At 43.3% G+C, this 26,314-nt stretch carries 21 protein-coding genes; 5 read left to right on the forward strand and 16 right to left on the reverse strand.

Annotated features, from left to right (window positions below; all coding sequences use genetic code 11):
* Nucleotides 1-6: 6 nt before the first annotated feature.
* The 7 genes from rffG to trxA form a co-directional block, all read right to left on the reverse strand.
* Nucleotides 7-1,080 carry a dTDP-glucose 4,6-dehydratase gene (gene rffG / locus M5X66_RS16870; RefSeq protein ID WP_181477694.1) on the reverse strand — a complete coding sequence of 358 codons (1,074 nt, stop codon included), beginning with the start codon at nucleotides 1,078-1,080 and terminating at the stop codon, nucleotides 7-9.
* Entirely contained in the window at nucleotides 1,071-2,333 is a 1,263-nt protein-coding gene (gene wecC, locus M5X66_RS16875) for a UDP-N-acetyl-D-mannosamine dehydrogenase (protein WP_036948818.1), read from the reverse strand. The genes rffG and wecC overlap by 10 nt, the downstream gene beginning before the upstream one ends.
* Nucleotides 2,330-3,460 carry a non-hydrolyzing UDP-N-acetylglucosamine 2-epimerase gene (wecB, locus tag M5X66_RS16880; protein WP_036948815.1) on the reverse strand — a complete coding sequence of 377 codons (1,131 nt, stop codon included), beginning with the start codon at nucleotides 3,458-3,460 and terminating at the stop codon, nucleotides 2,330-2,332. Before wecB ends, wecC begins: the two co-directional genes overlap by 4 nt.
* 96 nt (nucleotides 3,461-3,556) lie before the next feature.
* Nucleotides 3,557-4,615 (reverse strand): ECA polysaccharide chain length modulation protein, encoded by a 1,059-nt coding sequence (wzzE, locus tag M5X66_RS16885; RefSeq protein ID WP_270103748.1) that lies wholly within the window; start codon nucleotides 4,613-4,615, stop codon nucleotides 3,557-3,559.
* 29 nt (nucleotides 4,616-4,644) lie between these two features.
* Nucleotides 4,645-5,712, reverse strand: coding sequence for a UDP-N-acetylglucosamine--undecaprenyl-phosphate N-acetylglucosaminephosphotransferase (gene wecA / locus M5X66_RS16890; RefSeq protein ID WP_036948807.1), 1,068 nt, complete (start codon nucleotides 5,710-5,712; stop codon nucleotides 4,645-4,647).
* 551 nt (nucleotides 5,713-6,263) lie between these two features.
* A complete protein-coding gene (gene rho / locus M5X66_RS16895) occupies nucleotides 6,264-7,523 on the reverse strand; it encodes a transcription termination factor Rho (protein ID WP_004915469.1) in 1,260 nt (419 codons plus the stop codon).
* A 564-nt stretch (nucleotides 7,524-8,087) separates the two neighbouring features.
* On the reverse strand, nucleotides 8,088-8,414 hold the full coding sequence (gene trxA / locus M5X66_RS16900; protein ID WP_036948804.1) for a thioredoxin TrxA: 327 nt from the start codon (nucleotides 8,412-8,414) through the stop codon (nucleotides 8,088-8,090).
* A gap of 117 nt (nucleotides 8,415-8,531) precedes the next feature.
* On the opposite strand from trxA, the gene rhlB reads away from it, so the two are divergent.
* Nucleotides 8,532-9,818, forward strand: a complete 1,287-nt coding sequence (gene rhlB / locus M5X66_RS16905) for an ATP-dependent RNA helicase RhlB (protein ID WP_154637071.1) — start codon at nucleotides 8,532-8,534, stop codon at nucleotides 9,816-9,818.
* Nucleotides 9,819-9,829: 11 nt separating this feature from the next.
* Nucleotides 9,830-11,332, forward strand: a complete 1,503-nt coding sequence (gene gppA / locus M5X66_RS16910; RefSeq protein WP_036948798.1) for a guanosine-5'-triphosphate,3'-diphosphate diphosphatase — start codon at nucleotides 9,830-9,832, stop codon at nucleotides 11,330-11,332.
* Nucleotides 11,333-11,396: 64 nt separating this feature from the next.
* Here gppA and rep read toward each other — a convergent pair whose 3' ends face one another.
* The gene (gene rep / locus M5X66_RS16915) at nucleotides 11,397-13,424 is read right to left on the reverse strand and encodes a DNA helicase Rep (RefSeq protein WP_108478778.1); all 2,028 of its coding nucleotides are present in this window, start codon (nucleotides 13,422-13,424) and stop codon (nucleotides 11,397-11,399) included.
* A 308-nt stretch (nucleotides 13,425-13,732) separates the two neighbouring features.
* Nucleotides 13,733-15,208: a ketol-acid reductoisomerase gene (ilvC, locus tag M5X66_RS16920; RefSeq protein ID WP_132496296.1), complete on the reverse strand. Its 1,476-nt coding sequence runs from the start codon at nucleotides 15,206-15,208 to the stop codon at nucleotides 13,733-13,735.
* A gap of 188 nt (nucleotides 15,209-15,396) precedes the next feature.
* Here ilvC and ilvY point away from each other — a divergent pair, with 188 nt between their 5' ends.
* Nucleotides 15,397-16,293 (forward strand): HTH-type transcriptional activator IlvY, encoded by an 897-nt coding sequence (gene ilvY, locus M5X66_RS16925; RefSeq protein WP_036948787.1) that lies wholly within the window; start codon nucleotides 15,397-15,399, stop codon nucleotides 16,291-16,293.
* Here the strand turns inward: ilvY and ilvA are convergent.
* The 6 genes from ilvA to ilvL form a co-directional block, all read right to left on the reverse strand.
* Nucleotides 16,285-17,859, reverse strand: coding sequence for a threonine ammonia-lyase, biosynthetic (gene ilvA, locus M5X66_RS16930; protein ID WP_108478775.1), 1,575 nt, complete (start codon nucleotides 17,857-17,859; stop codon nucleotides 16,285-16,287). The two genes, ilvY and ilvA, sit on opposite strands and share 9 nt — an antisense overlap.
* A 2-nt stretch (nucleotides 17,860-17,861) precedes the next feature.
* A complete protein-coding gene (ilvD, locus tag M5X66_RS16935; RefSeq protein WP_036948781.1) occupies nucleotides 17,862-19,712 on the reverse strand; it encodes a dihydroxy-acid dehydratase in 1,851 nt (616 codons plus the stop codon).
* Between the two features lie 61 nt (nucleotides 19,713-19,773).
* On the reverse strand, nucleotides 19,774-20,703 hold the full coding sequence (locus M5X66_RS16940; protein ID WP_006658220.1) for a branched-chain amino acid transaminase: 930 nt from the start codon (nucleotides 20,701-20,703) through the stop codon (nucleotides 19,774-19,776).
* A gap of 12 nt (nucleotides 20,704-20,715) precedes the next feature.
* Complete coding sequence (gene ilvM, locus M5X66_RS16945; RefSeq protein ID WP_036948778.1) at nucleotides 20,716-20,985, reverse strand: acetolactate synthase 2 small subunit; 270 nt, start codon at nucleotides 20,983-20,985, stop codon at nucleotides 20,716-20,718.
* Entirely contained in the window at nucleotides 20,982-22,628 is a 1,647-nt protein-coding gene (gene ilvG, locus M5X66_RS16950) for an acetolactate synthase 2 catalytic subunit (RefSeq protein WP_036948776.1), read from the reverse strand. The genes ilvM and ilvG overlap by 4 nt, the downstream gene beginning before the upstream one ends.
* Before the next feature lie 130 nt (nucleotides 22,629-22,758).
* Nucleotides 22,759-22,857, reverse strand: a complete 99-nt coding sequence (gene ilvL, locus M5X66_RS16955; RefSeq protein ID WP_108478773.1) for an ilv operon leader peptide — start codon at nucleotides 22,855-22,857, stop codon at nucleotides 22,759-22,761.
* Nucleotides 22,858-23,338: 481 nt separating this feature from the next.
* Between ilvL and M5X66_RS16960 the strand changes: the two genes are divergently transcribed.
* A complete protein-coding gene (locus M5X66_RS16960) occupies nucleotides 23,339-24,865 on the forward strand; it encodes a YifB family Mg chelatase-like AAA ATPase (RefSeq protein WP_036948775.1) in 1,527 nt (508 codons plus the stop codon).
* A gap of 97 nt (nucleotides 24,866-24,962) precedes the next feature.
* On the opposite strand, the gene M5X66_RS16965 is transcribed toward M5X66_RS16960, so the two are convergent.
* Nucleotides 24,963-25,301 (reverse strand): DUF413 domain-containing protein, encoded by a 339-nt coding sequence (locus M5X66_RS16965; RefSeq protein WP_036948772.1) that lies wholly within the window; start codon nucleotides 25,299-25,301, stop codon nucleotides 24,963-24,965.
* 111 nt (nucleotides 25,302-25,412) lie between these two features.
* Between M5X66_RS16965 and hdfR the strand changes: the two genes are divergently transcribed.
* Complete coding sequence (gene hdfR / locus M5X66_RS16970) at nucleotides 25,413-26,243, forward strand: HTH-type transcriptional regulator HdfR (protein ID WP_036948769.1); 831 nt, start codon at nucleotides 25,413-25,415, stop codon at nucleotides 26,241-26,243.
* The last annotated feature ends 71 nt before the right edge of the window (nucleotides 26,244-26,314 follow it).

The following is a 26,314-nucleotide window of genomic DNA, read 5'->3' on the forward strand; positions in this document are numbered from 1 at the left end:
TGCCTCCTAGCTGCCTAAGCCCAGACGTTCACCGGCATAGGAGCCATCTTGCACACGACGCCACCAAGTTTCGTTGTTTAAATACCACAGAACCGTTTTACGGATCCCGGATTCAAACGTCTCTTCAGGTGTCCAGCCTAATTCACGCTCAATTTTATCGGCGTCAATGGCGTAGCGCATATCGTGACCAGGACGATCTTTCACATACGTGATTAAGTCGCGGTAATGAGCAACCCCTTGAGGTTTCTGCGGGTGCAGTTCTTCAAGTAATTCACAAATTGTTTCAACCACTTGAATATTACGACGCTCGTTATGGCCACCAATATTGTAGGTTGACCCCGGCTGTGCTTGAGTGGCCACTAAATGCAGCGCACGGGCATGGTCTTCCACAAACAGCCAGTCGCGAATTTGCTCACCTTTGCCATACACTGGCAGCGGCTTGCCGGAAATCGCATTCAAAATAATCAATGGGATTAACTTCTCAGGGAAGTGATAAGGGCCATAGTTATTTGAGCAGTTGGTGATCATGGTCGGTAAACCATACGTTCTCTGCCACGCACGCACTAAATGGTCGCTGGACGCTTTTGAGGCTGAATATGGGCTGCTTGGTGCATACGGTGTAGTTTCCGTAAAGAAGCCATCTGGACCTTCCAAGTCACCATACACTTCATCGGTTGAAATGTGATGGAAACGGAAAGCCGCTTTTTTACTATCTTCAAGTGCAGACCAGTAATGACGAGCCGCTTCTAACAGTGTGTAAGTACCCACTATGTTGGTTTCGATAAATGCCGCTGGACCATCAATTGAGCGGTCAACGTGGCTTTCTGCCGCTAAATGCATCACAACATCAGGCTTGTGTTCAGCAAACACTTTATCCAATGCAGCGCGGTCACAAATGTTCACTTGTTCAAAAGCGTAGCGCTCGCTATTGGCGACTTCCGCTAATGATTCCAAATTGCCCGCGTAGGTTAAACAGTCAACCACAATCGCGTGATCTTTTGTGTTTTCAATCACATGACGAACAACAGCAGAGCCGATAAAGCCGGCTCCACCTGTAATTAAAATACGTTTCAACGCCATACTCCTTTTGTATCCACAACCCATTTTTGTGGGATAGCAGAACCTTGGATACCTTTAAACAGGTTATGGTCGACTAACATCAGGATCACATCCGCTTCGCTCACAGCAGTTTCAATAGAAACCAGCTCCGCAATACCTTTCAGTGCAGTTGGTAATTCGTGAATATGTGGTTCAACTGCAAATGTTTTACCTGGGTTCCAGTTCGCAACCATTTTGGTGATGTGCATTGCTGGGCTTTCACGCAGGTCATCGATGTTTGGTTTGAACGATAAACCGAAACATGCGATTTTGATTTCATTCGCTTTTTTGCCAGTTTCCACTAAGCAATCAGCCACTGCGGCTTTCACTTGATCAACAACCCAGATTGGCTTGCCATCGTTAACTAAACGCGCAGTGTGGATTAAACGAGATTGTTTTGGGCTTTGTGCCACGATAAACCATGGGTCTACTGCGATACAGTGACCTCCAACGCCTGGGCCCGGTTGCAAAATGTTCACGCGAGGGTGACGGTTTGCAAGGCTAATCAGTTCCCAAACATTGATATCTTGGTCTGCACAAATCAGCGATAATTCGTTAGCAAATGCGATATTGACGTCACGGAAGCTGTTTTCCGTTAACTTGCACATTTCAGCTGTTCTTGAGTTAGTGATTACACACTCACCTTCTAAGAAGATGTTATACAGTTCGCTAGCACGCAGTGAAGATTTAGGTGTCATCCCGCCGACAACACGGTCGTTTTTGATCAGTTCAACCATCACTTGACCCGGCAGTACGCGCTCAGGGCAATATGCCACGTCGATATCTGCTTCTTCACCAGCTTGGTGAGGGAAGGTCAAATCAGGGCGAGCTGCTGCTAACCACTGTGCCATTTGCTCCGTCGTACCTACTGGAGACGTGGACTCCAGAATCACTAAGTCGCCTTTTTTCAGGACTGGTGCGATAGATTCAGCTGCCGCTTTCACGTACACCAAATCAGGCTCGTGTTCACCTTTGAATGGTGTCGGAACAGCAATCAGGAATGCGTCTGCGGGTTGTGGCTTGGTGAAGGCTTTTAAGTGACCTTCTTCAACTGCTTTTTTCACCACAACGTCCAGCTCAGGTTCCACAATATGGATTTTACCTTGATTGATAGTGTCAACAGCATGTTGGTTGACATCTACGCCGACAACCTGCTTCTTACGAGATGCGAAGGCTGCCGCTGTTGGTAAACCGATATAACCGAGGCCGATAACAGAAATAGTTTCAAAACTCATAATTTCACCTGATTGCTTTTTAATGCTGCAAGAATACGCTGACAAGCATGACCATCACCATACGGGTTATGTGCGCGGCTCATTTCGTGATATTCCGCTTCATCTGTCAGTAACCGATTAACTTCATTTACAATGGTTTTTGTATCTGTACCCACTAAACGGACTGTCCCTGCATCAACAGCTTCAGGGCGTTCAGTGGTATCTCTCATAACTAAAACAGGCTTGCCTAAAGATGGCGCTTCTTCTTGAATACCGCCGGAATCCGTTAAAATCAGATACGCGTGGTTCATCAAATAGACGAACGGCAAATATTCTTGAGGGCTAATTAAGATAATATTATCAATACCATGCAGAATACGTTTTACAGGCTCGCTCACATTCGGGTTTAAGTGAACAGGGTAAACCACTTGAACATCAGGGTGAGTTTGAGCGATATCCGCTAATGCATGGCAAATGCGCTCAAAACCACCACCAAAACTTTCACGGCGGTGACCCGTTACAAGCAACATTTTTTTATTTGGATCGATAAATGGGTAATTTCCGGCTAATTCAGCCATCATGTTTTGGTTACCCATTACCTTCTCTTTGACCCACAACAGCGCATCAATGACCGTATTACCAGTCACAAAAATATGGCTATCGGGAATGGATTCGTTGAGTAAGTTTTGGCGCGAATTTTCTGTAGGCGCAAAATGGTACTGAGCAAGGTGCCCCGCAATTTTACGGTTACCTTCTTCTGGCCATGGAGAGTAGAGGTTCCCTGTGCGCAGTCCAGCTTCAACATGCCCAACGGGGATGCGATGGTAGAATGCCGCAAGACTGGTTGCCATTGTTGTGGCGGTATCGCCATGAACAAGGACAACATCGGGTTGGAAATCCGCAAATACTGCCTTTAATCCTTCCAGAATACGGCAAGTAATATCGGTTAAATCCTGACCTGGTTTCATAATGTTGAGATCATAATCGGGCGTGATCTCAAATAAGTTCAGTACTTGATCTAGCATTTCACGGTGCTGAGCGGTGACACACACTTTCGCTTCAAAGTCTGCATCATCAGCAAGAGCATGAACCAATGGAGCCATTTTAATGGCTTCAGGCCGTGTGCCGAATACAGTCAATACTTTCACAGTGACTCTCTTATATTTTCTTCGCAGTTTACTGCTTTCTTTAGTTTTAATGATGCTATTTCGCCACCGACCTTGCCGCCGGTGGCGAATATGACATTACGATGGGCGACGGCGAGACAGTACCACTCCGGCACCTACTAACATACCAATTGCACCCCACAGAACAGCAATAAATGCTCTGCGCGGACTATCGCGTTTGATTGGATCTTCAGGCGTTCGCAGATAACGATACGCATGGAAATTATCTTGAAGAACAGGCTCAACATTCAGCGTCGATAACATCGCCACATTTTGATCATAATCCGTGTCAAAATCTGGACCCGTTGCTTTTAATGTCTCAATTTGAGCTTGCAGTAATGGAACTCCTAACATAAACATTTTTGAGTCGGGAATTTCATCCACTGGCACGGTCGTTTGATTACGTAAAATACCTTGTTTTTCCGCTACTTTTAGGGCTTGTTCAAGGCTATTTAGACGACGATCATACGCTGCCGTTGCGACCATCGCTTCACGTTTAACTAACGCTTTCATTGATTGGGTTTTGGTTGCCCACGTCCCTTTCAATTCATCATTCAAATTTGTGGTTGCGCGTTGATTAGCAAACTCAATATATTCACGTAAGAGTTGGTTGCTGTCTGTTGCTGTCTCAGCCACTAACTTCACGCTATCTGTTGGGTTTTTAAGTGCATCAGCTGGCGTATATTCGATATTGTTGATTAGCTCATCCAACAATGCCGCATCCGCTTTCGGATCATTCTCCAAACGCTGTTTATAATACTCAGTACCTAACCAAAATTGGCGGCGAGTATCGTAAGAACCAAGTTGTTTGGTAAATTCTTCATAAGCTTCTTTGGCAATCGTTGGTAATTGCCCTTCTTGCCCCACCGCATTAATACGAGAATCAAGGTTGCGCAGAAACTGTTGCTGAGAATAATAACTTCCCAGATTGTTCACAGTTGGTAAATCCGTGATAGCCGTTGTGCTCCACTTCGGCTGCATAAAATAGGACGCTCCCAGTGCAATCGCAGCAAAAATCACTGCACATGCGACGATCCAAATTTTACCCTGCCACAGTGAGCGGCATAAATCACGAATATCTAACTCCGCTTCAAGCGAGGTTTGATGTTGATTAGGTTGCGTTTCTGAGTTATTCACTGCACAGAACCTCTATAGTTCGTTTGTCGTTACCGGACCGCACTCTTACGCGCACGACGTCTAATTCGTTTGATAAAACGGGCGACTTTCCATGCTCGCTTGATGCAGTAACCATACATCATAAATACAAGCAAAAATAATGCCAACATTACCCATTCAGGAACGAATGAAAGGCGCTCGCCAATAATACCAATACACGCAAGAATTGCCGCAGCCAATGTGATGATTACAAATGCCCCTTTCGGGGTAAAACCTGAGCGCATAATCAAGTGATGAATATGCTGACGATCCGGTGAAAATGGACTCATACCTTTACGAATACGGCGGTACATAATTGCCACCATATCCATAAGCGGAATAGCAATAATCCATAATGCAGTCACTGGGTTGATTGGATGAACGTCTTCTTGTGTTGATGCTACCAAGATCCAAATAATGGTAAAACCAATCAACGTACTTCCCGCATCACCCATGAACACTTTAAAGCGACGCCCTAAAACACCCATATTCATGAGGATATAAGGAAGGATAGCCGCTATAAACGCAAAACACCAAAACGCTAACGCATAGTTACCATTTTGATACAGTAAGAAACCAAGGGCACCAAAGGAAACCGAGGACAAGCCGCCTAACAGGCCATCAATACCATCAACCATGTTGAAGGCATTGATCGCAGCCCAAACGGCAAATAAGGTGACGATATAACCAAATGGCCCAAGTACCAGTTCCCAAGGACCAAATGCATGGCCTAGAGATTCCAGTGACAGCCCACCCGCAGTCATCATTATCACGGCGACAATCGCTTGAACTCCAGCACGTAACTTCACACTGATGTCAAACCTATCATCCAGTGCACCAACGAACACTAAGAGCCCCGCACAAGCAATATATAGCCACTTATGGGGAATATATTCTTCTGTGATCATAAACGCGAAGCAAACGCCAAAGAAAACAGAGATCCCCCCAACCAGCGGAACCAATCCTACGTGTTTCTTCCTGAAATTCGGTTTATCAACCAAGCCAATTTTTTTAGCTACGATACGCGCGACAAAAATAAAGGCTAAGGTAAACAAAAAGACATAGAAGAGATTACTCATAAAGTGTGTGCTATCCACTGTTCTACTCTCTTATATTTCTATCTAACTTTTAAACACTAAAACTTTTGGTTGCTGTGATAGAAGTCCATCACACAGTATTCGAACAAAAATCAATCGTACGCTAAAACACATTTTTCTTGTTTTTAACATGCACAAAACATGCCGAAAAAAACATACAGCTCAAATTCAGCATAAATAAACAGTTTTGTGTGACAAATTTAACCTAAAGATTTTATCCTTTAATAAAGCAAGATGCATGCCATAAAACACAATCTCAGATTTGTTAACCATGATTTATGATTGTTTCCATCTAAACGAGTAAACATCACCCATTGGTTCTACTTAAGTATAAAAATTAATGTAGAAAATACCATCTTCTAGTGAATAAGCTAGTATCCGTTAATTATTTTATTTTACACATAAATAAAGTAACTCATGCTCATGTTGATAAATAATAAAGACTATTGTTTTGTGAATACTCACAGTTCATTGATAAAAAAATAGGCGCTCTAATTAGAGCGCCTATTTCTATACTCATAATCCTAACGAGACTATGCTCTTTTCATAAAATCAAAGAACTCTTCGTTAGTCTTAGTCATAGCTAATTTGCTGATAAGGAATTCCATTGCATCGATTTCGCCCATTGGGTGAATAATCTTACGCAGGATCCACATTTTTTGCAGTTCATCTTGAGAGGTGAGCAGCTCTTCTTTACGTGTACCAGAGCGGTTGTAATCAATCGCAGGGAAAACACGTTTTTCAGCAATTTTACGGGACAGGTGTAATTCCATGTTACCTGTTCCTTTAAATTCTTCGTAAATTACTTCATCCATTTTTGAACCGGTATCAACTAACGCGGTTGCGATGATAGTCAAGCTACCACCTTCTTCAACGTTACGAGCAGCACCGAAGAAACGTTTTGGACGATGTAATGCGTTTGCATCCACACCACCAGTCAATACTTTACCTGAAGAAGGTACGACGGTGTTGTATGCACGAGCAAGACGAGTAATAGAATCCAGTAAAATGATAACGTCTTTTTTATGCTCAACCAGACGTTTCGCTTTCTCAATAACCATTTCAGCAACTTGAACGTGACGCGCAGCTGGCTCATCAAATGTCGAAGCGATCACTTCACCTTTAACTAAGCGTTGCATCTCAGTAACTTCTTCTGGACGCTCATCGATCAGCAGAACCATCAATACGCAGTCAGGATAGTTGTGGGCAATGTTAGCCGCAATATTTTGCAGTAACATGGTTTTACCCGCTTTCGGAGGTGCAACGATCAAACCACGCTGTCCACGGCCGATAGGTGCGGCTAAGTCCAATACACGCGCAGTTAAATCTTCAGTAGAACCGTTACCACGCTCCATGCGCAAACGATTATTGGCATGTAATGGGGTTAAGTTTTCAAAAAGGATTTTGCTGCGGGCGTTTTCAGGTTTATCAAAGTTAACTTCGTTAACTTTCAAGAGGGCAAAATAACGTTCACCTTCTTTCGGGGGACGAATTTTTCCTGAAATGGTGTCGCCGGTGCGTAGGTTAAAGCGGCGAATTTGGCTAGGGGAAACATAGATATCATCAGGGCCTGCGAGGTAAGAACTGTCTGCTGAACGGAGGAAACCAAATCCATCCTGCAATATTTCCAGTACGCCATCGCCGAAAATATCTTCTCCACTTTTAGCATGCTGCTTCAAAATTGAGAAAATAATATCCTGCTTTCTCATACGGGCTAAGTTCTCTAGCCCCATGTTTTCGCCTAACGTAATCAGTTCTGATACTGGCGTATTTTTTAATTCGGTAAGATTCATAATGGTGGGTTCTTTAACTCGGGGTATTTCTCGAACTATGAACGTAAATTGGAGGCAACTTTTATAGTGAACCTATGAAGCGCCAGTTTAACTTTATAGTGCCCTGTTGATAGATATGGACTCATAACCAACAACAATGCATTAAAATTTGTGCTAGCTACAACTAATATTGCTGTGAAGGTGTTGTGACTAACGAAAGCGTTATAATCATCAAGATGACATGCCGCATATTATTAGAAACGTAATCAATATTAGCAATAGTTTTTTATACATTTTAGGACAACATCTTATCCCTAATACAGCCCATTTATTTTACTCAAGACTTAAGCCACAGTGATACAACCATGAATTATCAACTTTATATTAATAATCAGTAACTAAAATTGGCATTGAACAGAACTGCAAGCTAGACGTTTCAGAAAAGAGCAAAGGCAAACAAGGTAATTCTTACGGGTACTCTATGAGGAATGCGGATAACTTATCATGCTTAAATGGGGACGTCTAGCGACTCTCTATATAAAATAAATGCGCCGCTAAACGTTTTGGCTTATATAAAGCTATAACTTACAGATTTTCGTCTAGAAATTCTTTCAGTTGAGTTTTAGATAAAGCACCAACTTTAGTTGCAGCTACACTGCCGTTTTTGAATAATAACAGTGTAGGGATACCGCGAATACCAAATTTTGGGGCAGTCGCTGGATTATCATCAATATTCAGTTTTGCGATAGTCACTTTGCCTGTATATTCTTCAGCAACTTCATCAAGGATTGGCGCGATCATTTTACAAGGTCCACACCATGCAGCCCAGAAGTCGACTAAAACAGGTGAACTTGCATTTAGAACGTCTGACTCAAAACTTGCATCAGTAATATGTTTAATTTTGTCGCTCATGTTGTACTCCAAAGGATCATTTTTACAGACATAGTGTAACATTAATTGGCAGCAGTATGCTTTATTTCAAAAGATACGCTTTCGTAAACCAACCGATAACTGATATTCTAACATACTATGAGTAAAGCACACTTGACAGAAAAGAAGTTTTCCGACTTCGCATTGCACCCAAAAGTCATTGAAGCACTTAATAAAAAAGGCTTCAACTTTTGCACGCCTATTCAGGCGTCTACCCTGCCTTATACTGTCGAAGGCAAAGATGTTGCGGGGCAAGCACAAACAGGTACAGGTAAAACGTTAGCATTCCTAACGTCTACATTTCATTTTCTCTTAACTCACCCGGCAATTGAGGGGAAAAAAACCAATCAGCCACGTGCGCTGATTATGGCTCCGACTCGCGAATTAGCCGTACAGATCTACTCCGATGCTAAAGAGCTAGCTGATTACACTGGTTTGAAAATGGGTCTAGCCTATGGTGGTGATGGCTATGACGAACAATTACGCGTACTACAAAACGGCGTTGATATCCTTATTGGAACAACGGGTCGCCTTATTGATTACGCAAAACAAGGTCACGTTGATTTAGCGGCTATCCAAGTTGTTGTTTTGGATGAAGCTGACCGTATGTATGACCTCGGTTTTATTAAAGATATTCGTTGGCTATTCCGCCGTATGCCTGGCGCAGCGGACAGACTCAACTTATTGTTCTCCGCAACGCTCTCTTACCGTGTTAGAGAATTAGCGTTCGAACAAATGAACAGCCCGGAATATGTGGAAGTTGAACCACTACAAAAAACCGGTCACCGTATTAAAGAAGAGTTATTTTATCCATCCAACGAAGAAAAAATGCGCCTGCTGCAAACGCTACTCGAAGAAGAGTGGCCTGAGCGTTGCATTATTTTCGCAAATACGAAACATCGTTGTGATGATATCTGGGCTCACCTTGCAGCTGATGGTCACCGTGTCGGGTTATTGACTGGCGATGTCGCTCAGAAAAAACGTCTGCGTATTTTAGATCAGTTCACTCAAGGTCAAATTGATATCTTAGTTGCGACTGACGTTGCCGCTCGTGGATTACATATACCATCAGTAACTCATGTATTTAACTATGATTTACCTGACGATTGCGAAGACTATGTACACCGTATTGGACGTACAGGTCGTGCGGGTGAAAGCGGAAATTCTATCAGCTTAGCGTGTGAAGAATACGCACTAAACTTACCTGCAATCGAAGAGTATATTCAGCACTCTATCCCTGTCAGTAAATATAACAGTGATGCACTGCTGAGCGACCTGCCGGCACCAAAACGCCGTCATCGTCCGCGCCCAAGTGGTCCACGCCGCAATTCTAATGCGCCGCGTCGCCATAATGGCCCACGTAATAACCATAAACGTGCAGGCTGAGTAAATACCCTATGCTGAAATCTTCTTCTCTGTATGCCGCTATCGATTTGGGTTCCAACAGCTTTCATATGCTGGTTGTTCGCGAGACCGCAGGTAGCATTCAGATTATTTCTCGGGTTAAACGGAAAGTTCGCCTGGCTGCGGGTTTAGATAAAGATAATGTTTTATCTGAGCAAGCCATGGAGCGAGGCTGGCAATGCCTGCGTCTCTTCTCAGAACATCTGCAAGATATTCCTAACTCGCAAATTCGAGTTGTGGCAACCGCGACATTGCGCCTTGCCAAAAATGCCGATGTTTTTATTGAGAAAGCCAGCCAGATCCTCGGAAATCCCGTGAAAGTGATCCAAGGAGAAGAAGAAGCTCGCTTGATTTATCAAGGCGTCGCCCATACAACCGGCGGTCCAGAGCAACGCTTAGTGGTTGACATCGGGGGCGGCAGCACCGAACTTGTCACCGGTACAGGCGCTAAAGCTCAGTTACTTTATAGCCTCGAAATGGGTTGTGTAACTTGGCTTGAACGCTACTTTAGCGACAGAACGCTAACAGAAGAAAACTTTGCTCAAGCCGAAGCAGCAGCTCAACACGTCATTGCACCTATCGCAGATGCCCTTAAAAATCACGGGTGGAAAATTTGTGTCGGCGCATCAGGCACTGTACAGGCGATTCAGGAAATTATGATTGCTCAAGGGATGGATGAACTCATCACCCTGAGTAAATTACAGCAACTGAAGCACAAAGCTATCCAGTGCCATAAATTGGAAGAGCTTGAAATCGAGGGTCTCACGTTTGAACGTGCCCTCGTTTTCCCGAGTGGCTTATCGATTCTGATCGCGATTTTCAAAGCACTGAATATCGAAAATATGACATTAGCCGGTGGCGCTCTTCGCGAAGGCTTAGTGTATGGCATGCTTGAACTGCCTATTGAGCAAGATATTCGCGCGCGCACGCTACGCAATATTCAGCGACGCTTCCTTGTGGATATTGAGCAAGCTACCCGCGTGCGTCAGCTTGCTGAACATTTCTACCTGCAAGTAGTCAAAGAGTGGGAATTAGATAGCCGCTGCCGTGATTTGTTATCCAGCGCTTGTGCATTACATGAAATTGGGCTGAGTGTTGATTTTCGCAAAGGTCCAGAGCACGCAAGCTATTTAATCACTCACCTTGATTTACCAGGCTTCACTCCCGCGCAAAAACGTTTTCTCGCTGTTCTTCTCAAGAACCAGCAAGGTCAAATCGATCTCGCTTCCCTGAGCCAACAAAATGCACTACCCATTCAGCAAACTTACGCATTATGCCGTTTATTACGACTAGCCATTATTTTCGCCAGCCGTAGACGTGATGATACATTACCAGCATTGCGCCTTAATGCTAATGGACAGGATTTAACCATCGCATTGCCGTACCGCTGGCTTGAGGAGCACCCTTTACGAGCTGAGAATTTACAGCAAGAGGTTCAGTGGCAAGGGTATGTGAATTGGCAATTGGCCTTAGAAGAGCGTAATAGCTCCAATTGATATCGTTCTAAATTGGTGATGATAGGTTCCCACCTTGTAGTGGGAACTCTCTTAAACTCTTTCGCTACTGATCGGTTTTCTTATTTAACCCTAAGCGTGCCTTGATATCCGCTAAAGCAGACTGCCCTTTTTGCATTCGCTCTTCAGCAGTAACTACTTTTCGTTGCTGCTCCCACACCAAATCATCTTGCGGTAATTCCATCAAAAAGCGGCTCAGTTCAGGGCGGATCAGTTCACCGTATTGGCGACGCTCACGGCTATGAGTAAAGAATAACTCTCGCTGTGCTCGCGTAATACCCACGTAAGCCAGTCGGCGCTCTTCATCAATATTATTTTCATCGATACTACTTTGATGAGGTAATAATCCCTCTTCCATTCCAACTAAAAAAACATAAGGAAATTCAAGACCTTTAGATGCATGCAATGTCATCAACTGAACCTGATCTGAATCTTCATCATCTTCCCCACGTTCCATCATATCGCGCAATGTAAAACGAGTGACAACCTGATTGAGCGTCATTGGGTCATTCAGCTCATCCCCTTCAATCATTTCGCTCATCCATGTAAACAATTGATTGACGTTTTTCATTCGCATTTCGGCGGCTTTGGTACTGGCAGAGGTTTCGTACAACCAGCTTTCGTAATCCATCTCCCGTAAAAGATCCCGTACCGCTATCAACGGTTCACGCTCCGAAATCCGGACTATCCCTTCCATCCAATGAGTGAAACGTTGCAACGCTTCCAACCCTTTCCCTGTTAAAGTCTGTTCCAGACCTAAATCAAAGCTGGCGTGATATAAGCTTTTGCCTCGTTGATTCGCCCATTCTCCCAATTTTTGGATAGTTTTAGGGCCAATTTCTCGGCGTGGCGTATTCACAATGCGCAAAAAAGCGCTGTCATCTTCAGGGTTAGTCAGCACCCGCAAATAAGCTAAAAGATCTTTAATTTCAGGACGCGAGAAAAATGATGTTCCACCTGAAATTCGGTAAGGAATGCGGTTTTGCATCAGCATTTTTTCAAAAATACGCGACTGATGATTACCGCGATACAAAATTGCATAGTCTTTATATTGGGTTTTATTAATAAAGTGGTGAGCAATTAATTCACCAATCACGCGTTCCGCTTCATGGTCTTCATTATTTGCTGTCAGCACCTTTAATGGCGCCCCGAAGCCCAATTCAGAAAATAATTTTTTCTCGAAGACATGGGGGTTATTGGCAATCAAAATATTAGCGGCTTTTAAAATACGACCTGATGAGCGGTAATTTTGCTCCAATTTAATCACATTCAGCTTTGGAAAATCTTGGCTGAGTAATACTAAGTTTTGCGGTCTTGCGCCACGCCAAGAGTAAATAGACTGATCATCATCGCCAACGACGGTAAAGCGGGCACGGCTACCCACCAGCAATTTCACTAACTGATACTGGCTGGTGTTCGTATCTTGGTATTCATCCACCAGCAAATAACGGATTTTTTGCTGCCAGCGCTCCCTAACTTCTTCATTATGATACAGCAGCAATGTTGGTTTACTGATTAAGTCATCAAAATCCAAGACATTACAACTTTTTAAATGCAGCTCATAGCGGCGATAGCACTCAGCAAAATGATGCTCTTTTTCCGTTCTCGCTTGCCCAACCACTTGCTGAGGAGAAATAAGATCGTTTTTCCAATTTGAGATCGCAGAGATCAATTGTTGGAGAAGATCTTTATCTTCTTCAAGCAAATCAAACGTGAGTTCTTTCAGTAATGCCATTTGGTCTTGGTCATCAAACAAAGAAAAATTGGCTTTGATCCCTAGCGCCTTATATTCACGTTTGATAATTTCCAGTCCCAAAGTATGGAATGTGGAAATAATTAACCCACGGGCTTCTTTTTTACCTAATGTTTGCCCCACACGCTCTTTCATTTCGCGCGCGGCTTTATTGGTAAATGTCACCGCCGCAATTTGCCGAGGTTGATAGCCACAATGGCGGATCAAATGCGCAATTTTATTGGTAATAACCCGTGTTTTGCCCGAGCCTGCCCCGGCCAAAACAAGGCACGGACCATCTACATATTCAACTGCCTGTTGCTGGCTAGGATTTAATCGCATGGTTTTTTACGTCACTCTCTAATGCTAAAAGATGCAGCCCGAATTGTAGCAGAAACCAAACCTCACAGAAAAATAACTGAGCTAATAGTCGACAATCTAAAGTAATTAAGATTATAGAAGCAAAAAAGCCGCACCATAAAATGGCACGACTTCAATTTTATACTTAAAATAATCACAGTTGGCTTCCTCTAAATCATTTGTACTAGAGGAAGGCGGCAAACAAAACTATCCCTAGGAGCATACAAAAGTATGTGACTAGGGTAGTTTAGTGAAGCCAACGCACCTATAGTACGAAGGATGACGAGGAATTATTGTGCGCTAGAAATCTTCTTCATATCCGTCATATACCCCCGTAAAGTCTTACCGATCTTCTCGATAGGATGATTACGGATAGCTTCGTTAATATCACGTAATTGCGCGTTATCGGTACCATTATCTGCAACTGGTTTCGCTAAATCACCGGCTTGTAACTTGGTCATAAACTCTTTCAGCATTGGAACTGCTGCAAATGAGAACAGATAGTTACCGTACTCTGCAGTATCAGAGATAACGACGTTCATTTCATATAAACGCTTACGTGCGATTGTGTTAGCAATCAGTGGCAGCTCATGCAGTGATTCATAGTATGCTGACTCTTCTAAGATACCCGCTTCTAACATGGTATCGAACGCTAACTCAACACCCGCTTTAACCATCGCAACTAACAGAACACCGTGGTCGAAATATTCTTGTTCCGCAATTTTACCCGCAAACTCTGGGTAATTTTCAAAAGACGATTTACCGGTCTCTTCACGCCATGTCAGCAAGTTTTTATCATTGTTCGCCCAGTCAGCCATCATTGTTGATGAAAACTCACCAGAAATAATATCATCCATATGTTTTTGGAACAGTGGTGCTAAGATGGTTTTCAGTTGCTCTGATAATGCATAAGCACGGATTTTCGCTGGGTTAGATAAGCGATCCATCATCAGGGTGATGCCGCCCTGCTTCAGTGCCTCAGTGATTGTTTCCCAACCAAACTGAATTAATTTCCCTGCATAGCCTGGCTCTACGCCATCAGCAACCATTTTGTCATAGCTCAGTAACGCACCAGCTTGCAACATACCGCACAGAATAGTTTGCTCGCCCATTAAGTCAGACTTAACTTCAGCAACGAAAGAGGACTCCAAAACACCCGCACGATGGCCGCCAGTCGCTGCAGCCCATGCTTTCGCAATTGCCATCCCCTCGCCTTTCGGGTCATTTTCAGGATGAACTGCGATCAATGTTGGAACACCGAAACCACGCTTATATTCTTCACGAACTTCGGTACCTGGGCATTTTGGTGCAACCATCACAACCGTGATGTCTTTACGGATTTCTTCACCCACTTCAACGATGTTAAAACCATGAGAATAACCCAGCGCAGCGCCTTGTTTCATCATTGGCTGAACAGCACGAACAACAGTGGAGTGTTGTTTGTCTGGCGTTAAGTTAACAACTAAATCTGCTTCAGGGATCAGTTCTTCATAAGTCCCAACTTTGAAACCGTTTTCTGTCGCCTTACGCCATGATGCACGTTTCTCGTTGATTGCTTCTGGACGCAGCGCATAAGCGATATCTAAGCCAGAATCGCGCATGTTCAAACCTTGGTTCAGACCTTGAGCACCACAACCGACGATGACGATTTTTTTACCTTTCAGATAGCCAGCTTCATCCGCAAATTCTTCGCGTTTCATGAAACGACATTTGCCTAATTGCGCTAACTGCTCACGTAAATTCAATGTATTAAAATAATTCGCCATGGTCTTACTCCATTATTCGGTCAGTGTTCTGTTGTGTTCGTATTATCAGGCAACTTCGTTACCTGTTGCTCATTATTGAGCAGTTATGGATTTACTATATGCGATGATGAGCATTGCTTAAATTGATATATTAACAATATAATGTTGCAATATTTGCAACGATAATCAAGGTATCATCAGAGGGCAAAATGGATATTCGTGAACTACAACTGTTTTTGCACTTAGCAGAAAGCTGCCACTTTGGTCGAACGTCAAAGGCCATGCATGTCAGCCCATCCACACTATCAAGACAAATTCAGCGTTTAGAAGATCAATTGGGTCATCCTCTGTTCATCCGTGATAACCGTTCGGTAAAACTGACCCAAGCGGGTGAGCATCTCAAGCAATTTGCCCAGCAAACGCTGTTGCAATATCAGCAACTAAAACATGCTCTCAATCAGCAAAGCCCGTCATTAAGCGGGGAATTACGCCTATTTTGCTCAGTCACCGCCGCGTATAGTCATTTACCTCAAGTACTTGATAAATTTCGTGCTTTGCATCCACTCGTTGAAATAAAACTCACTACAGGCGATGCCGCAGATGCCGTTGAAAAAGTCGAAACCAAAGAAGCCGATTTAGGCATCGCAGGTAAACCTGAAAAATTGCCCGATAACGTGAGATTCGCAAAAATTGGGGAAATCCCCCTAGTACTTATTGCCCCATCACTGCCTTGTGCAGTACGGAGTATGGTGACTGAAGAGGAGCCTGATTGGTCTACAGTGCCATTTATTCTTCCTGAACATGGGCCCTCTCGTAAACGTATTGAATTATGGTTTAAGCGCCATAGAATCCATAACCCTTTGATTTACGCGACTGTTTCGGGTCATGAAGCCATTGTTTCTATGGTGGCATTGGGCTGCGGTATTGCATTGATACCGAGTGTCGTCGTCGATAATAGCCCCGAGCCTGTTCGTAGCCGTGTCTCTCAACTCGATAATATTTCGATGGTAGAACCATTTGAACTTGGCGTTTGCCTTCTCAGCAAACGCCTAAGTGAGCCATTAATTAAGGCATTCTGGGAATTGCTCCCAGAACACTCAATCTAATGTTTTTCTGCTATCTTGAGGCGCTAAAAAGAAACGGAAGGATGGATTCCCTGTTTCATCATGATATTCATACCCTAGCGCATCAAGGTGGCGATCAAAGCGTACTTCTGGACCCGAAAGCTCAAAGGCCGCCAGCACTCGCCCATAGTCCGTTCCATGACTACGATAATGAAATAGCGTGATATTCCAGTGAGTTCCTAGTGTTTCTAAGAACTTCAATAACGCCCCTGGAGATTCAGGAAACTCAAAACTATACAGCTTTTCATCCAATGGCTTCGATGGGCGCCCACCAATCATATAGCGCACATGCAACTTCGCCATTTCATCATCCGATAAATCAGCGACTTCATAACCATTATTTTGCAGCCCTTGAATAATGTCGTGCCGCTCTTGCTCACCACCATTTAAGCGAACACCCACAAAAATGCAGGCACGCTCTGGGTCAGCATCTGTATAGCGATAATTAAACTCAGTGATTGAGCGGTTACCAAGCAATTGGCAGAATCGCAAAAAACTACCTTTCTGTTCAGGAATAGTCACCGCAAGCAGCGCTTCTCGTTGTTCACCTAATTCGCAACGCTCGGAGACATAACGTAAACCATGGAAGTTCATGTTTGCACCTGACAAAATATGCGCCAGCCTTTCACCTTTAATGTTATGTTGCTGAACATATTTTTTTAGTCCCGCCAACGCTAACGCCCCCGACGGTTCTGCAATCGCTCTCACATCTTCAAAAATATCCTTCAGTGCTGCACAAATAGCATCACTATCTACGGTGATCACATCATCGACATACTGCTGGCATAGGCGAAAGGTTTCGTCACCAATGCGTTTCACAGCAACGCCTTCCGCAAATAAACCAACACGAGGGAGATCAACAGGATGACCAGCCTCTAATGCCGCTTTTAAACAGGCTGCATCTTCAGCTTCTACACCGATAATCTTAATTTCAGGCATCAACTGTTTGATTAATACAGCGACACCGGCAATCAATCCACCGCCCCCAACAGGCACAAAAATACGGTCGAGGTGCGCATCCTGCTGAAGGAGTTCTAGTGCAATAGTTGCTTGACCGGCTATCACTGACGGATGATCAAATGGCGGCACAAAGGTATATCCTTCACGTTTTGCCATCTCAATTGCGTGAGCTTTTGCTTCATCAAAATTTGCGCCGTATAAAATGGCCTCTCCACCAAAGCTGCGAACAGCATCCACTTTGATATCTGCGGTTGCCACTGGCATAACAATTTTGGCCTTAATTCCGACACGATTAGCCGACAACGCTACGCCTTGCGCATGATTCCCCGCGGATGCAGTGACAACACCTTTGGCTTTTTGCTCTTCGGTCAAGCCCGCAATCATGGCGTAAGCGCCACGTAATTTAAAACTGTGTACTGGCTGCCTATCTTCACGTTTGACTAAAATCGTATTACCCAGACGTGAAGAGAGCTTGCTCATTTCTTGTAGCGGCGTCACTTGTGCTGCTTCATAAACAGGCGCACTAAGCGCCGCTTTGAGATAATCGGCACCTGTCGGTGCCGCAGGTAATGGTTTTGCGGCTGCCACAATTAGCCTCCTAATTTAGACTTATCGCGTACAGCACCTTTATCCGCACTCGTCGCCAAAGAAGCATAAGCACGCAAAGCGAAAGAAACCTCACGCTGACGATTACGCGGAGTATAGGCTTTATCTCCACGCGCTAATTCTGCTTCGCGACGTTTGGCTAACTCACTGTCGTTAACATCTAGGGACATGGTACGCTTTGGAATATTGATATCGATAATATCCCCATCTTGTACCAACGCCAGTAACCCGCCACTTGCCGCTTCAGGAGAGATATGCCCGATTGATAAACCTGAACTTCCTCCTGAGAAACGCCCATCGGTGATCAGTGCACAATCTTTACCTAATCCCATCGATTTCAGATAAGAAGTTGGGTACAACATTTCTTGCATACCTGGTCCGCCTTTAGGACCTTCATAACGGATAACAACAACATCGCCGGCAACAACTTTTCCACCTAAGATAGCCTCTACCGCATCATCTTGGCTTTCAAACACTTTTGCAGGTCCACGGAAAGTTAAGCTACCTTCATCAACCCCTGCCGTTTTCACGATACAGCCATCTTCGGCGATATTGCCAGCAAGTACCGCCAAACCACCATCCAAGCTATAAGCATGCTCAAGATTGCGGATACAACCATTTTCACGGTCAGTATCTAGCGATGGCCAACGGCAATTTTGAGAAAATGCTTGAGTGGTACGAATACCCGCAGGTCCCGCTGAAAACATAGATCTTACAGATTCATCCTTCGTCAACATAACATCGTACTGAGCTAATGTTTCTGGTAATGAAAGACCTAGAATATTCTTCACATCTTCCTGCAATAAACCTGCACGGCTCAGCTCCCCAAGAATACCAATCACACCACCAGCACGGTGTACATCTTCCATATGATATTTTTGTGTGCTTGGTGCAACTTTACATAAATGAGGGACTTGACGAGATAAGCGGTCAATATCATCCATGGTGAAATCTACTTCTGCTTCTTGTGCAGCTGCCAGTAAATGCAGAACAGTATTTGTAGAGCCTCCCATCGCAATATCTAATGTCATCGCATTTTCAAATGCAGCCTTTGTCGCGATATTACGCGGTAATGCGCTTTCATCATTCTGTTCGTAATAACGTTTAGTCAGCTCAACAATTCGCTTACCTGCATTGATAAATAACGTTTTACGATCAGCGTGAGTCGCAAGTAATGAACCATTTCCTGGCTGAGAAAGACCCAATGCTTCGGTTAAACAGTTCATTGAATTCGCAGTGAACATCCCTGAGCATGACCCACATGTTGGACATGCTGAACGTTCAATTTTTTCACTATCTTCATCACTGACATTTGGATTCGCGCCTTGGATCATCGCATCCACAAGGTCAAGTTTGATGATTTGATCTGAAAGCTTGGTTTTTCCTGCTTCCATTGGTCCACCGGAAACAAAAATCACGGGAATATTCAGGCGCAAGGATGCCATTAACATACCTGGGGTGATTTTGTCACAGTTGGAAATACATACCATGGCATCTGCGCAGTGCGCATTCACCATATATTCTACTGAGTCTGCTATCAGTTCACGGGAAGGTAAGGAATACAGCATACCACCATGTCCCATTGCAATCCCATCATCCACTGCAATAGTGTTAAACTCTTTCGCGACGCCGCCCGCTTGTTCGATTTGTTCTGCGACGAGCTTGCCTAAATCACGTAAGTGCACATGACCTGGAACAAACTGAGTAAATGAGTTTACAACGGCAATAATTGGCTTTCCAAAATCATCATCGGTCATACCTGTCGCGCGCCATAATGCTCGCGCTCCTGCCATATTACGGCCATGAGTGGTTGTTGCTGAACGGTACTTAGGCATATCTTAACTCCCGAGTTTTAAAACAGGCGGGGAACGACCGCCTGTAATTTTTAATATTTAATTATTGAGGGTTTACTGGATCTAACCAGCCCCATTTGTCTTCTGTTGTACCGTTAAATAAGCCAAAGAATGCTTGCTGAATTTTCTTCGTCACAGGGCCACAACGACCGATACCAACTTGGATACCATCAACACTGCGAACTGGCGTGATTTCAGCTGCGGTTCCTGTCATAAAGACTTCATCCGCTAAGTACAGAGATTCACGAGATAACGTTTGTTCACGCACTTCAATTCCCATATCTTTCGCTAATGTCAAAATGGCATCACGGGTGATCCCTGGTAACGCTGATGACGTAAATGGCGGGGTATACAAAATGCCATCTTTCACTTCAAAGATATTCTCGCCTGCCCCCTCAGAAAGATAACCATGAACATCCAGAGCGATACCTTCTTGGTAGCCATGGCGGCGCGCTTCGCTACCAACCAGTAATGAAGACAGGTAGTTACCACCTGCTTTTGCACCAGTAGGGATAGTATTCGGTGCAACACGATTCCATGAAGAGACCATTGCATCAATTCCTTGGTCTAATGCCTCTTCACCTAAATATGCTCCCCATGGGAATGCCGCTAAAATAACATCAGTACTATAGCCATCTGGTGGATTCACCCCCATGCCCACATCACCAATGAAAACTAATGGACGAATATAGGCGCTGACTAAGTTATTTTTACGTAGAGTTGCACGACAAGCTTCCATTAACTCATCAACGCTGTAGCTGACAGGCATACGGTAAATTTTCGCAGAATCATGTAAACGCTGCATGTGTTCACGATGACGGAAAACCACAGGTCCCTTGTGTGAATCATAGCAACGGACGCCTTCAAATACGGAAGTTCCGTAATGCAGAGCGTGAGACATTACATGAACTTTAGCATCTGCCCATGGCGTCATTTCACCGTTAAACCAAATAAAGTCAGCTTTCTTAGTCATTTTATCTATTCCTTACATTGCACTTTGTGTGCGTAATAGTCGCGATTCTTGTTGTTTTATTTCAACTTCAGTGATGTCAGCCAACTTCGTTAACTGTGCACATAACTGTGCCAACGGTCTCTGGCTGCTGACAGTTAGTTCGATACTTACATTATCACTATCTGATAATTGATCCACATTCATAGAACTAATCCGAAATCCACGATGGCGAGTTACTCGCAAAATACGCTCTAAAACCTCGGGGCGGAAACGGGCTAATATCGAGAGTTGATGTTGCATCATAACGGTTTCTCCATCATTTTTTCGTTACTAGCCCCTGGTGGAACCAATGGCCAGACATTTTCTAATTCATTAATTGATACCTGTAATAAAAACGCGCCCTCACTTGTCAGTAGCTCATCGAGTGCTGCGTCCACTTCTGATTTACATGTAATACGGCGACCTTGAATGCCAAAAGCGCTAGCTAATGCAACAAAATCTGGATTGTCAGTCAAAATGGTTTCACTGTAGCGTTGCTCAAAAAACAGCTCTTGCCATTGACGAACCATTCCTAATCGTTGGTTATCTAACAATAAAATCTTAACGGGTAATTGCTTACGTTTGATAGTTCCCAGCTCTTGCACGTTCATCATGAAAGATCCATCGCCAGATACACAAACAACGGTATCTTCAGGGCGAGCAACTTGAGCTCCCACCGCTGCGGGGATCCCAAAACCCATCGTTCCTAACCCGCTTGACGTTAAAAAATTCTCTGGTCCATCAACAACAATATGCTGAGCAGACCACATTTGGTGCTGACCAACATCTGTTGTAACAACAGTATTGGGTTTCATTTTGTCTGACAGCTGTTTCAGCAATAATGGGGCATAGATTGGTTCGCCGGGGTGGTCATAGCGCCAGCCAAACTCGTGCTTGAGTTGTTGAACCTCTTCCTGCCAACTTGTGATATTTTTTGTCACCATCAATTGAGGCAATAGCGCTTTCGCATCCCCCAATAGTGCTACATGGGTTTGACGTAATTTATCCAACTCAACGTGATCAATGTCGATATGAATAACTTTCGCATTAGGAGCAAAAGTGTTTAATTTACCTGTAACTCTATCGTCAAAACGCGCACCAACCGCGATGAGTAAATCACAACGTTGCACTGAAATATTGGCAGCTTTTGTACCGTGCATCCCCAACATGCCTAGATAGTTTTTATCTGCTGGATGTACTGCACCTAAACCTTTCAAGGTGACAACTGACGGAATCTTTGTGTGTTCTATAAAGGCTCTTAATTCAGTTACAGCCCCTGACATTCCGACTCCACCACCAATGTATAACATCGGTTTTTCTGACTGTTCCAACAGCGTTCTTGCTTGTTGGATTGCATCCTCAGAAGTCGAATCTTGTTGCTCTACAGGCATTAAATAGGGCGATAAATCTGCACGTTGCAGCTGAATATCTTTCGGAATATCAATCAGTACTGGTCCGGGACGCCCACTATTTGCGATTGCGAAAGCTTCAGCAAGAATACGAGGTAAGTCCTCTATGGATTCCACCAAAAAACTATGTTTTGTACAGGCCAAAGATAATCCTAAAACATCAATTTCCTGAAAGGCATCTGTACCAATAAACTCTGAAGCTACCTGCCCGGTGATAGCAACAACAGGGACGGAGTCAAGCAATGCATCAGCCAATCCTGTAATCACGTTTGTTGCTCCAGGACCTGAAGTCGCAATACAAACACCTGTTTTTCCTGTCGAACGAGCATAGCCGATGGCAGCGATAACTGCGCCTTGCTCATGGCGACACAGCAAATGCTCCACACCACCATCGTACAACGCGTCATAAACAGGCATGATAGCGCCACCTGGATATCCAAAAACAGTATCAACGCCTTGTGTCCTTAATGCTTGAACTAACCACTGTGCTCCGTTCATGTTTATCACCTATCTACCTTTTTATTTACTTGTATTTATTATGTTTTTATTATCTTTGTTGGTTTGCATAAATTTTATGTCAAAAAAAACCCCGCGCCTTTCGGTGCGGGGTTCTCGTAAGATTTAGCTATTATTTCAGCTTTCGTCGTCCAAGTGCAGCCCCGCACGGTGGGATAATAATCACCACCACGCTAATAATTAGGCTAATCACTTGGATGAATTTGTTCATGTGTTTAATCTTTTCAACTTTAATCGTTATCTTTATTAAAGAACTATCATTTTAAAATTACTTTGACAACTCTTATTTATTTTTTTAATGATTAAGTTTTTTATTTCATTTAAATTCAATGAATTACAATTAAATCAGACTAAACAACTATTAATAAAGCAAAAAACTAGCGATTAGCAATAATATTTTCCCATGATTTAGCTCAATTCTCTATCTCTGATTTAGCGAAATGTACGCCATCAAGCCTATCCAAAAAATTAACCTCACTTAACCAATTTGCTGTTGAAACTATTGTTATTCAAAAAACAAAATGAATGTAACTAGCTAAGTTAAAGGCTTCAAAGCGCATCGAGAAAAAATGAAACACCCATGCAATTAAACAATTTAATTATCGAGTCGCTTCGCAAATATGAAAATCACAATAGAAAAACACGTCTGATTCACAACAGAATATTATGCTAGTCAATCAACGAGGTGATTTATGACGTTAGCTATTGTTTACACGCGAGCATCTATTGGATTAGACGCTCCTCTTGTGACCGTTGAAGCTCATATTAGTAATGGACTACCGGGGTTAACTCTAGTTGGATTACCAGAAACTGCAGTTAAAGAAGCGCGAGATAGGGTACGGAGTGCTATGGTCAATAGTGGCTTTGAATATCCAGTAAAAAAGATGACGGTAAACTTAGCGCCAGCAGATTTGCCTAAAGAAAGTGGTCGTTATGATTTAGCTATTGCGATTGCAATACTGGCGGCATCTGGACAAATTCCTGATCAGTTATTGGAGCACCATGAGTTTCTTGGTGAATTAGCGCTCTCTGGAGATATACGTTATGTCAACGGCGGGATCCCTGCCGCTCAAGCAGCAATAAACCAAAACAGACAATTAATTCTATCGAAAGATAATCAATATCAACTCAGTTTATTAGCAGATAGTAGCGTCTGTTTTGCCGCATCTTTACTGGAACTTTGTCATTACTTGCATCAAAAAAGTACACTATCGAGGAATCAACAAGTTATTCAACATGCTTATCCCTCTGACCATGAAAATGATATTCGCGATATCATAGGTCAAGAGCAAGGAAAGCGAGCATTAGAAATCAGCGCAGCAGGTGGACACAATTTATTACTGCTAGGTCCTCCTGGTACAGGTAAAACTATGTTAGCTCACAGGTTGATAACTTTACTCCCGCCCTTAACGCCTCAAGAAGCACTGGAAGTCACAGCATTACATAGCCTTAGCCAAACCATGGAAACCATAAATAAGTGGCCTACACGACCATTTAGATGCCCTCACCACAATACATCAATGACCGCTTTGATTGGTGGTGGCTCCTTACCTAAGCCAGGAGAGATATCCCTCGCCCATCACGGCATATTGTTTCTAGATGAATTACCTGAATTCACACGCTCCGTATTAGACTCTTTACGAGAACCGCTAGAATCTCATCAAATTGTCATTTCAAGAGCAAAAGCTAAGGTGTGTTTCCCTGCTAACTTCCAATTAATCGCAGCCCTTAACCCTAGCCCCACTGGGCATTACCAAGGAGAAATGAGTCGTACCTCTCCAGCGAAAGTACTACGATACTTATCACGCATTTCAGGGCCATTCTTAGACAGGTTTGATCTCTCTATTGAGATCCCTCTACTCCCTCTAGGTACTTTAAGTCAACAAACGCACCAAGGCGAAGCTAGCAAACAAATTCGCTTACGAGTTATTGAAGCAAGAAACCAACAAATCAATCGAGCGGGTAAAATTAATAGTCAGCTAACAGCAAGTGAAACAACAAAAACCTGCCTACTGGCTGCTGAAGATGCACTATTCTTAGAGAATGCACTTATTAAACTAGGGCTATCTATCCGCGCTTGGCACAGGATTCTTAGAGTTTCGCGAACAATTGCAGATCTTAGCTATTCACCGAATATACAACGTGAACATTTACTAGAGGCGCTAGGGTATCGGGCAATGGATAAGTTATTGCTTCATTTGCAAAAACAAGTAAGCTGAAGGAATTAAGACAAAAGTTAATGCTTAGACATAAACAACAAAAGGGACCTAAGTCCCTATTTGTTTTAATGCTTATACTGTTTTAATACTAATGAAATTAATCATCCGTATCAGTATAGTCTTCTGATGGATCTATCTGTGGCTTACCACCCGATAGTGTGTGGAAGCGCTTTGGACGGTTAATTCTGCTAGAATATTTCACCCATACTTTTTCTTCAAGGGTTGTAGGTTCGCGCTCTCCACGGCAAACAGCGACGAATAATTTTTCTTCTTCTGTTTGCGCTGCGCGTTTTCCTGTATCAAGCTCATTGAAAGCTTGACCATGACGTTCTAGCAACTGAGCTTCTTTGATGGTGAAATCACCATGACGAGAAAAGCCACGTGGGTAATGTTTATTATCAAAAAAACGATTAGTCGTGATGAAGCTATCTGCCATCTGACACACTCCTAACTGATTACGGTCAACTCTATATGGCGCGGAGTATTAGACAGCATTGACAATCTGTAAAACAAAACATTTGAATCATCACGACAAAAATTATTGGAGATGCGTGTGGACAGCGAGTTATTAAGAACTTTTTTAGAAGTTAGTAGAACCAGACACTTCGGCAGAGCCGCAGAATCTCTCTACTTAACGCAGTCTGCCGTTAGCTTTCGTATCAGACAGTTAGAAACCCAATTAGGTACAAGTCTATTCACACGACACCGAAATAATATTCGTTTAACTGCTGCTGGAGAACGTTTAGTTCCTTATGCTGAATCTCTAATGAATACATGGCTTCAAGCCAAAAAAGAGATATCACACGCATCCCAGCATACAGAGCTGTCTATCGGCGCTACTTCATCATTATGGGAAAGTTATCTCACTGGTTGGTTGGAAGTTTTATATAACCAACATGATGAGCTACGATTAGAAGCTCGCGTATCTACACGTCAATCACTCGTCAAACAGTTACACTCTAGAGAATTAGACTTACTGATAGCGATCGAGCCGCCAAAAATGGATGAATTTGAAAGTACCATCATTGGTTCTATTCAACTTCAATTAATGGCATCCCAAAAGAATATAGCCCTTACTCAGTATAATTTTATCAAGCTAGAATGGGGGGCTGATTTTCATCCCAAGAATGAACCAACGCTACTTCAAGATGATTCCCCTGTAATGATTACGACGTCCGCAGAAATTACGCGTCAATTGTTGCCTGTATCGCTTTCAGCGGCATTTTTACCAACACATTGGCTCCAACATTATCCAACGTTAAAAACACTCTCAAATAACGTTATTACTAAGCCTTTATATGCAATTTGGCTGAAAAAAAATGATCAGCAAGTTCTAATTAATCAACTTATTAAAACACCAATACCAAACACCCAATAGACATTAGAGAATTCAAAACAGGGCGAACTGTCGCCCTTTTTTATTGCTATGTTTTATCACTTAGATGGAAT

Origin of the sequence: Providencia sp. PROV188, assembly GCF_027595165.1 — a bacterium.
In the GTDB taxonomy this organism is placed as follows: Bacteria; Pseudomonadota; Gammaproteobacteria; order Enterobacterales; family Enterobacteriaceae; genus Providencia; species Providencia lanzhouensis.

What these genes read in the sequence shown, in the direction of transcription:
- hdfR (WP_036948769.1), top strand. Translation starts at nt 25,413, where the DNA reads ATGCGTGTGGACAGCGAGTTATTAAGAACTTTTTTAGAAGTTAGTAGA.
- ilvG (WP_036948776.1), bottom strand. Translation starts at nt 22,628, where the DNA reads ATGAACGGAGCACAGTGGTTAGTTCAAGCATTAAGGACACAAGGCGTT.
- M5X66_RS16965 (WP_036948772.1), bottom strand. Translation starts at nt 25,301, where the DNA reads ATGGCAGATAGCTTCATCACGACTAATCGTTTTTTTGATAATAAACAT.
- ilvC (WP_132496296.1), bottom strand. Translation starts at nt 15,208, where the DNA reads ATGGCGAATTATTTTAATACATTGAATTTACGTGAGCAGTTAGCGCAA.
- ilvY (WP_036948787.1), top strand. Translation starts at nt 15,397, where the DNA reads ATGGATATTCGTGAACTACAACTGTTTTTGCACTTAGCAGAAAGCTGC.
- ilvL (WP_108478773.1), bottom strand. Translation starts at nt 22,857, where the DNA reads ATGAACAAATTCATCCAAGTGATTAGCCTAATTATTAGCGTGGTGGTG.
- rffG (WP_181477694.1), bottom strand. Translation starts at nt 1,080, where the DNA reads ATGGCGTTGAAACGTATTTTAATTACAGGTGGAGCCGGCTTTATCGGC.
- wecC (WP_036948818.1), bottom strand. Translation starts at nt 2,333, where the DNA reads ATGAGTTTTGAAACTATTTCTGTTATCGGCCTCGGTTATATCGGTTTA.
- ilvM (WP_036948778.1), bottom strand. Translation starts at nt 20,985, where the DNA reads ATGATGCAACATCAACTCTCGATATTAGCCCGTTTCCGCCCCGAGGTT.
- trxA (WP_036948804.1), bottom strand. Translation starts at nt 8,414, where the DNA reads ATGAGCGACAAAATTAAACATATTACTGATGCAAGTTTTGAGTCAGAC.
- M5X66_RS16960 (WP_036948775.1), top strand. Translation starts at nt 23,339, where the DNA reads ATGACGTTAGCTATTGTTTACACGCGAGCATCTATTGGATTAGACGCT.
- gppA (WP_036948798.1), top strand. Translation starts at nt 9,830, where the DNA reads ATGCTGAAATCTTCTTCTCTGTATGCCGCTATCGATTTGGGTTCCAAC.
- rhlB (WP_154637071.1), top strand. Translation starts at nt 8,532, where the DNA reads ATGAGTAAAGCACACTTGACAGAAAAGAAGTTTTCCGACTTCGCATTG.
- rep (WP_108478778.1), bottom strand. Translation starts at nt 13,424, where the DNA reads ATGCGATTAAATCCTAGCCAGCAACAGGCAGTTGAATATGTAGATGGT.
- wecA (WP_036948807.1), bottom strand. Translation starts at nt 5,712, where the DNA reads ATGAGTAATCTCTTCTATGTCTTTTTGTTTACCTTAGCCTTTATTTTT.
- ilvD (WP_036948781.1), bottom strand. Translation starts at nt 19,712, where the DNA reads ATGCCTAAGTACCGTTCAGCAACAACCACTCATGGCCGTAATATGGCA.
- M5X66_RS16940 (WP_006658220.1), bottom strand. Translation starts at nt 20,703, where the DNA reads ATGACTAAGAAAGCTGACTTTATTTGGTTTAACGGTGAAATGACGCCA.
- rho (WP_004915469.1), bottom strand. Translation starts at nt 7,523, where the DNA reads ATGAATCTTACCGAATTAAAAAATACGCCAGTATCAGAACTGATTACG.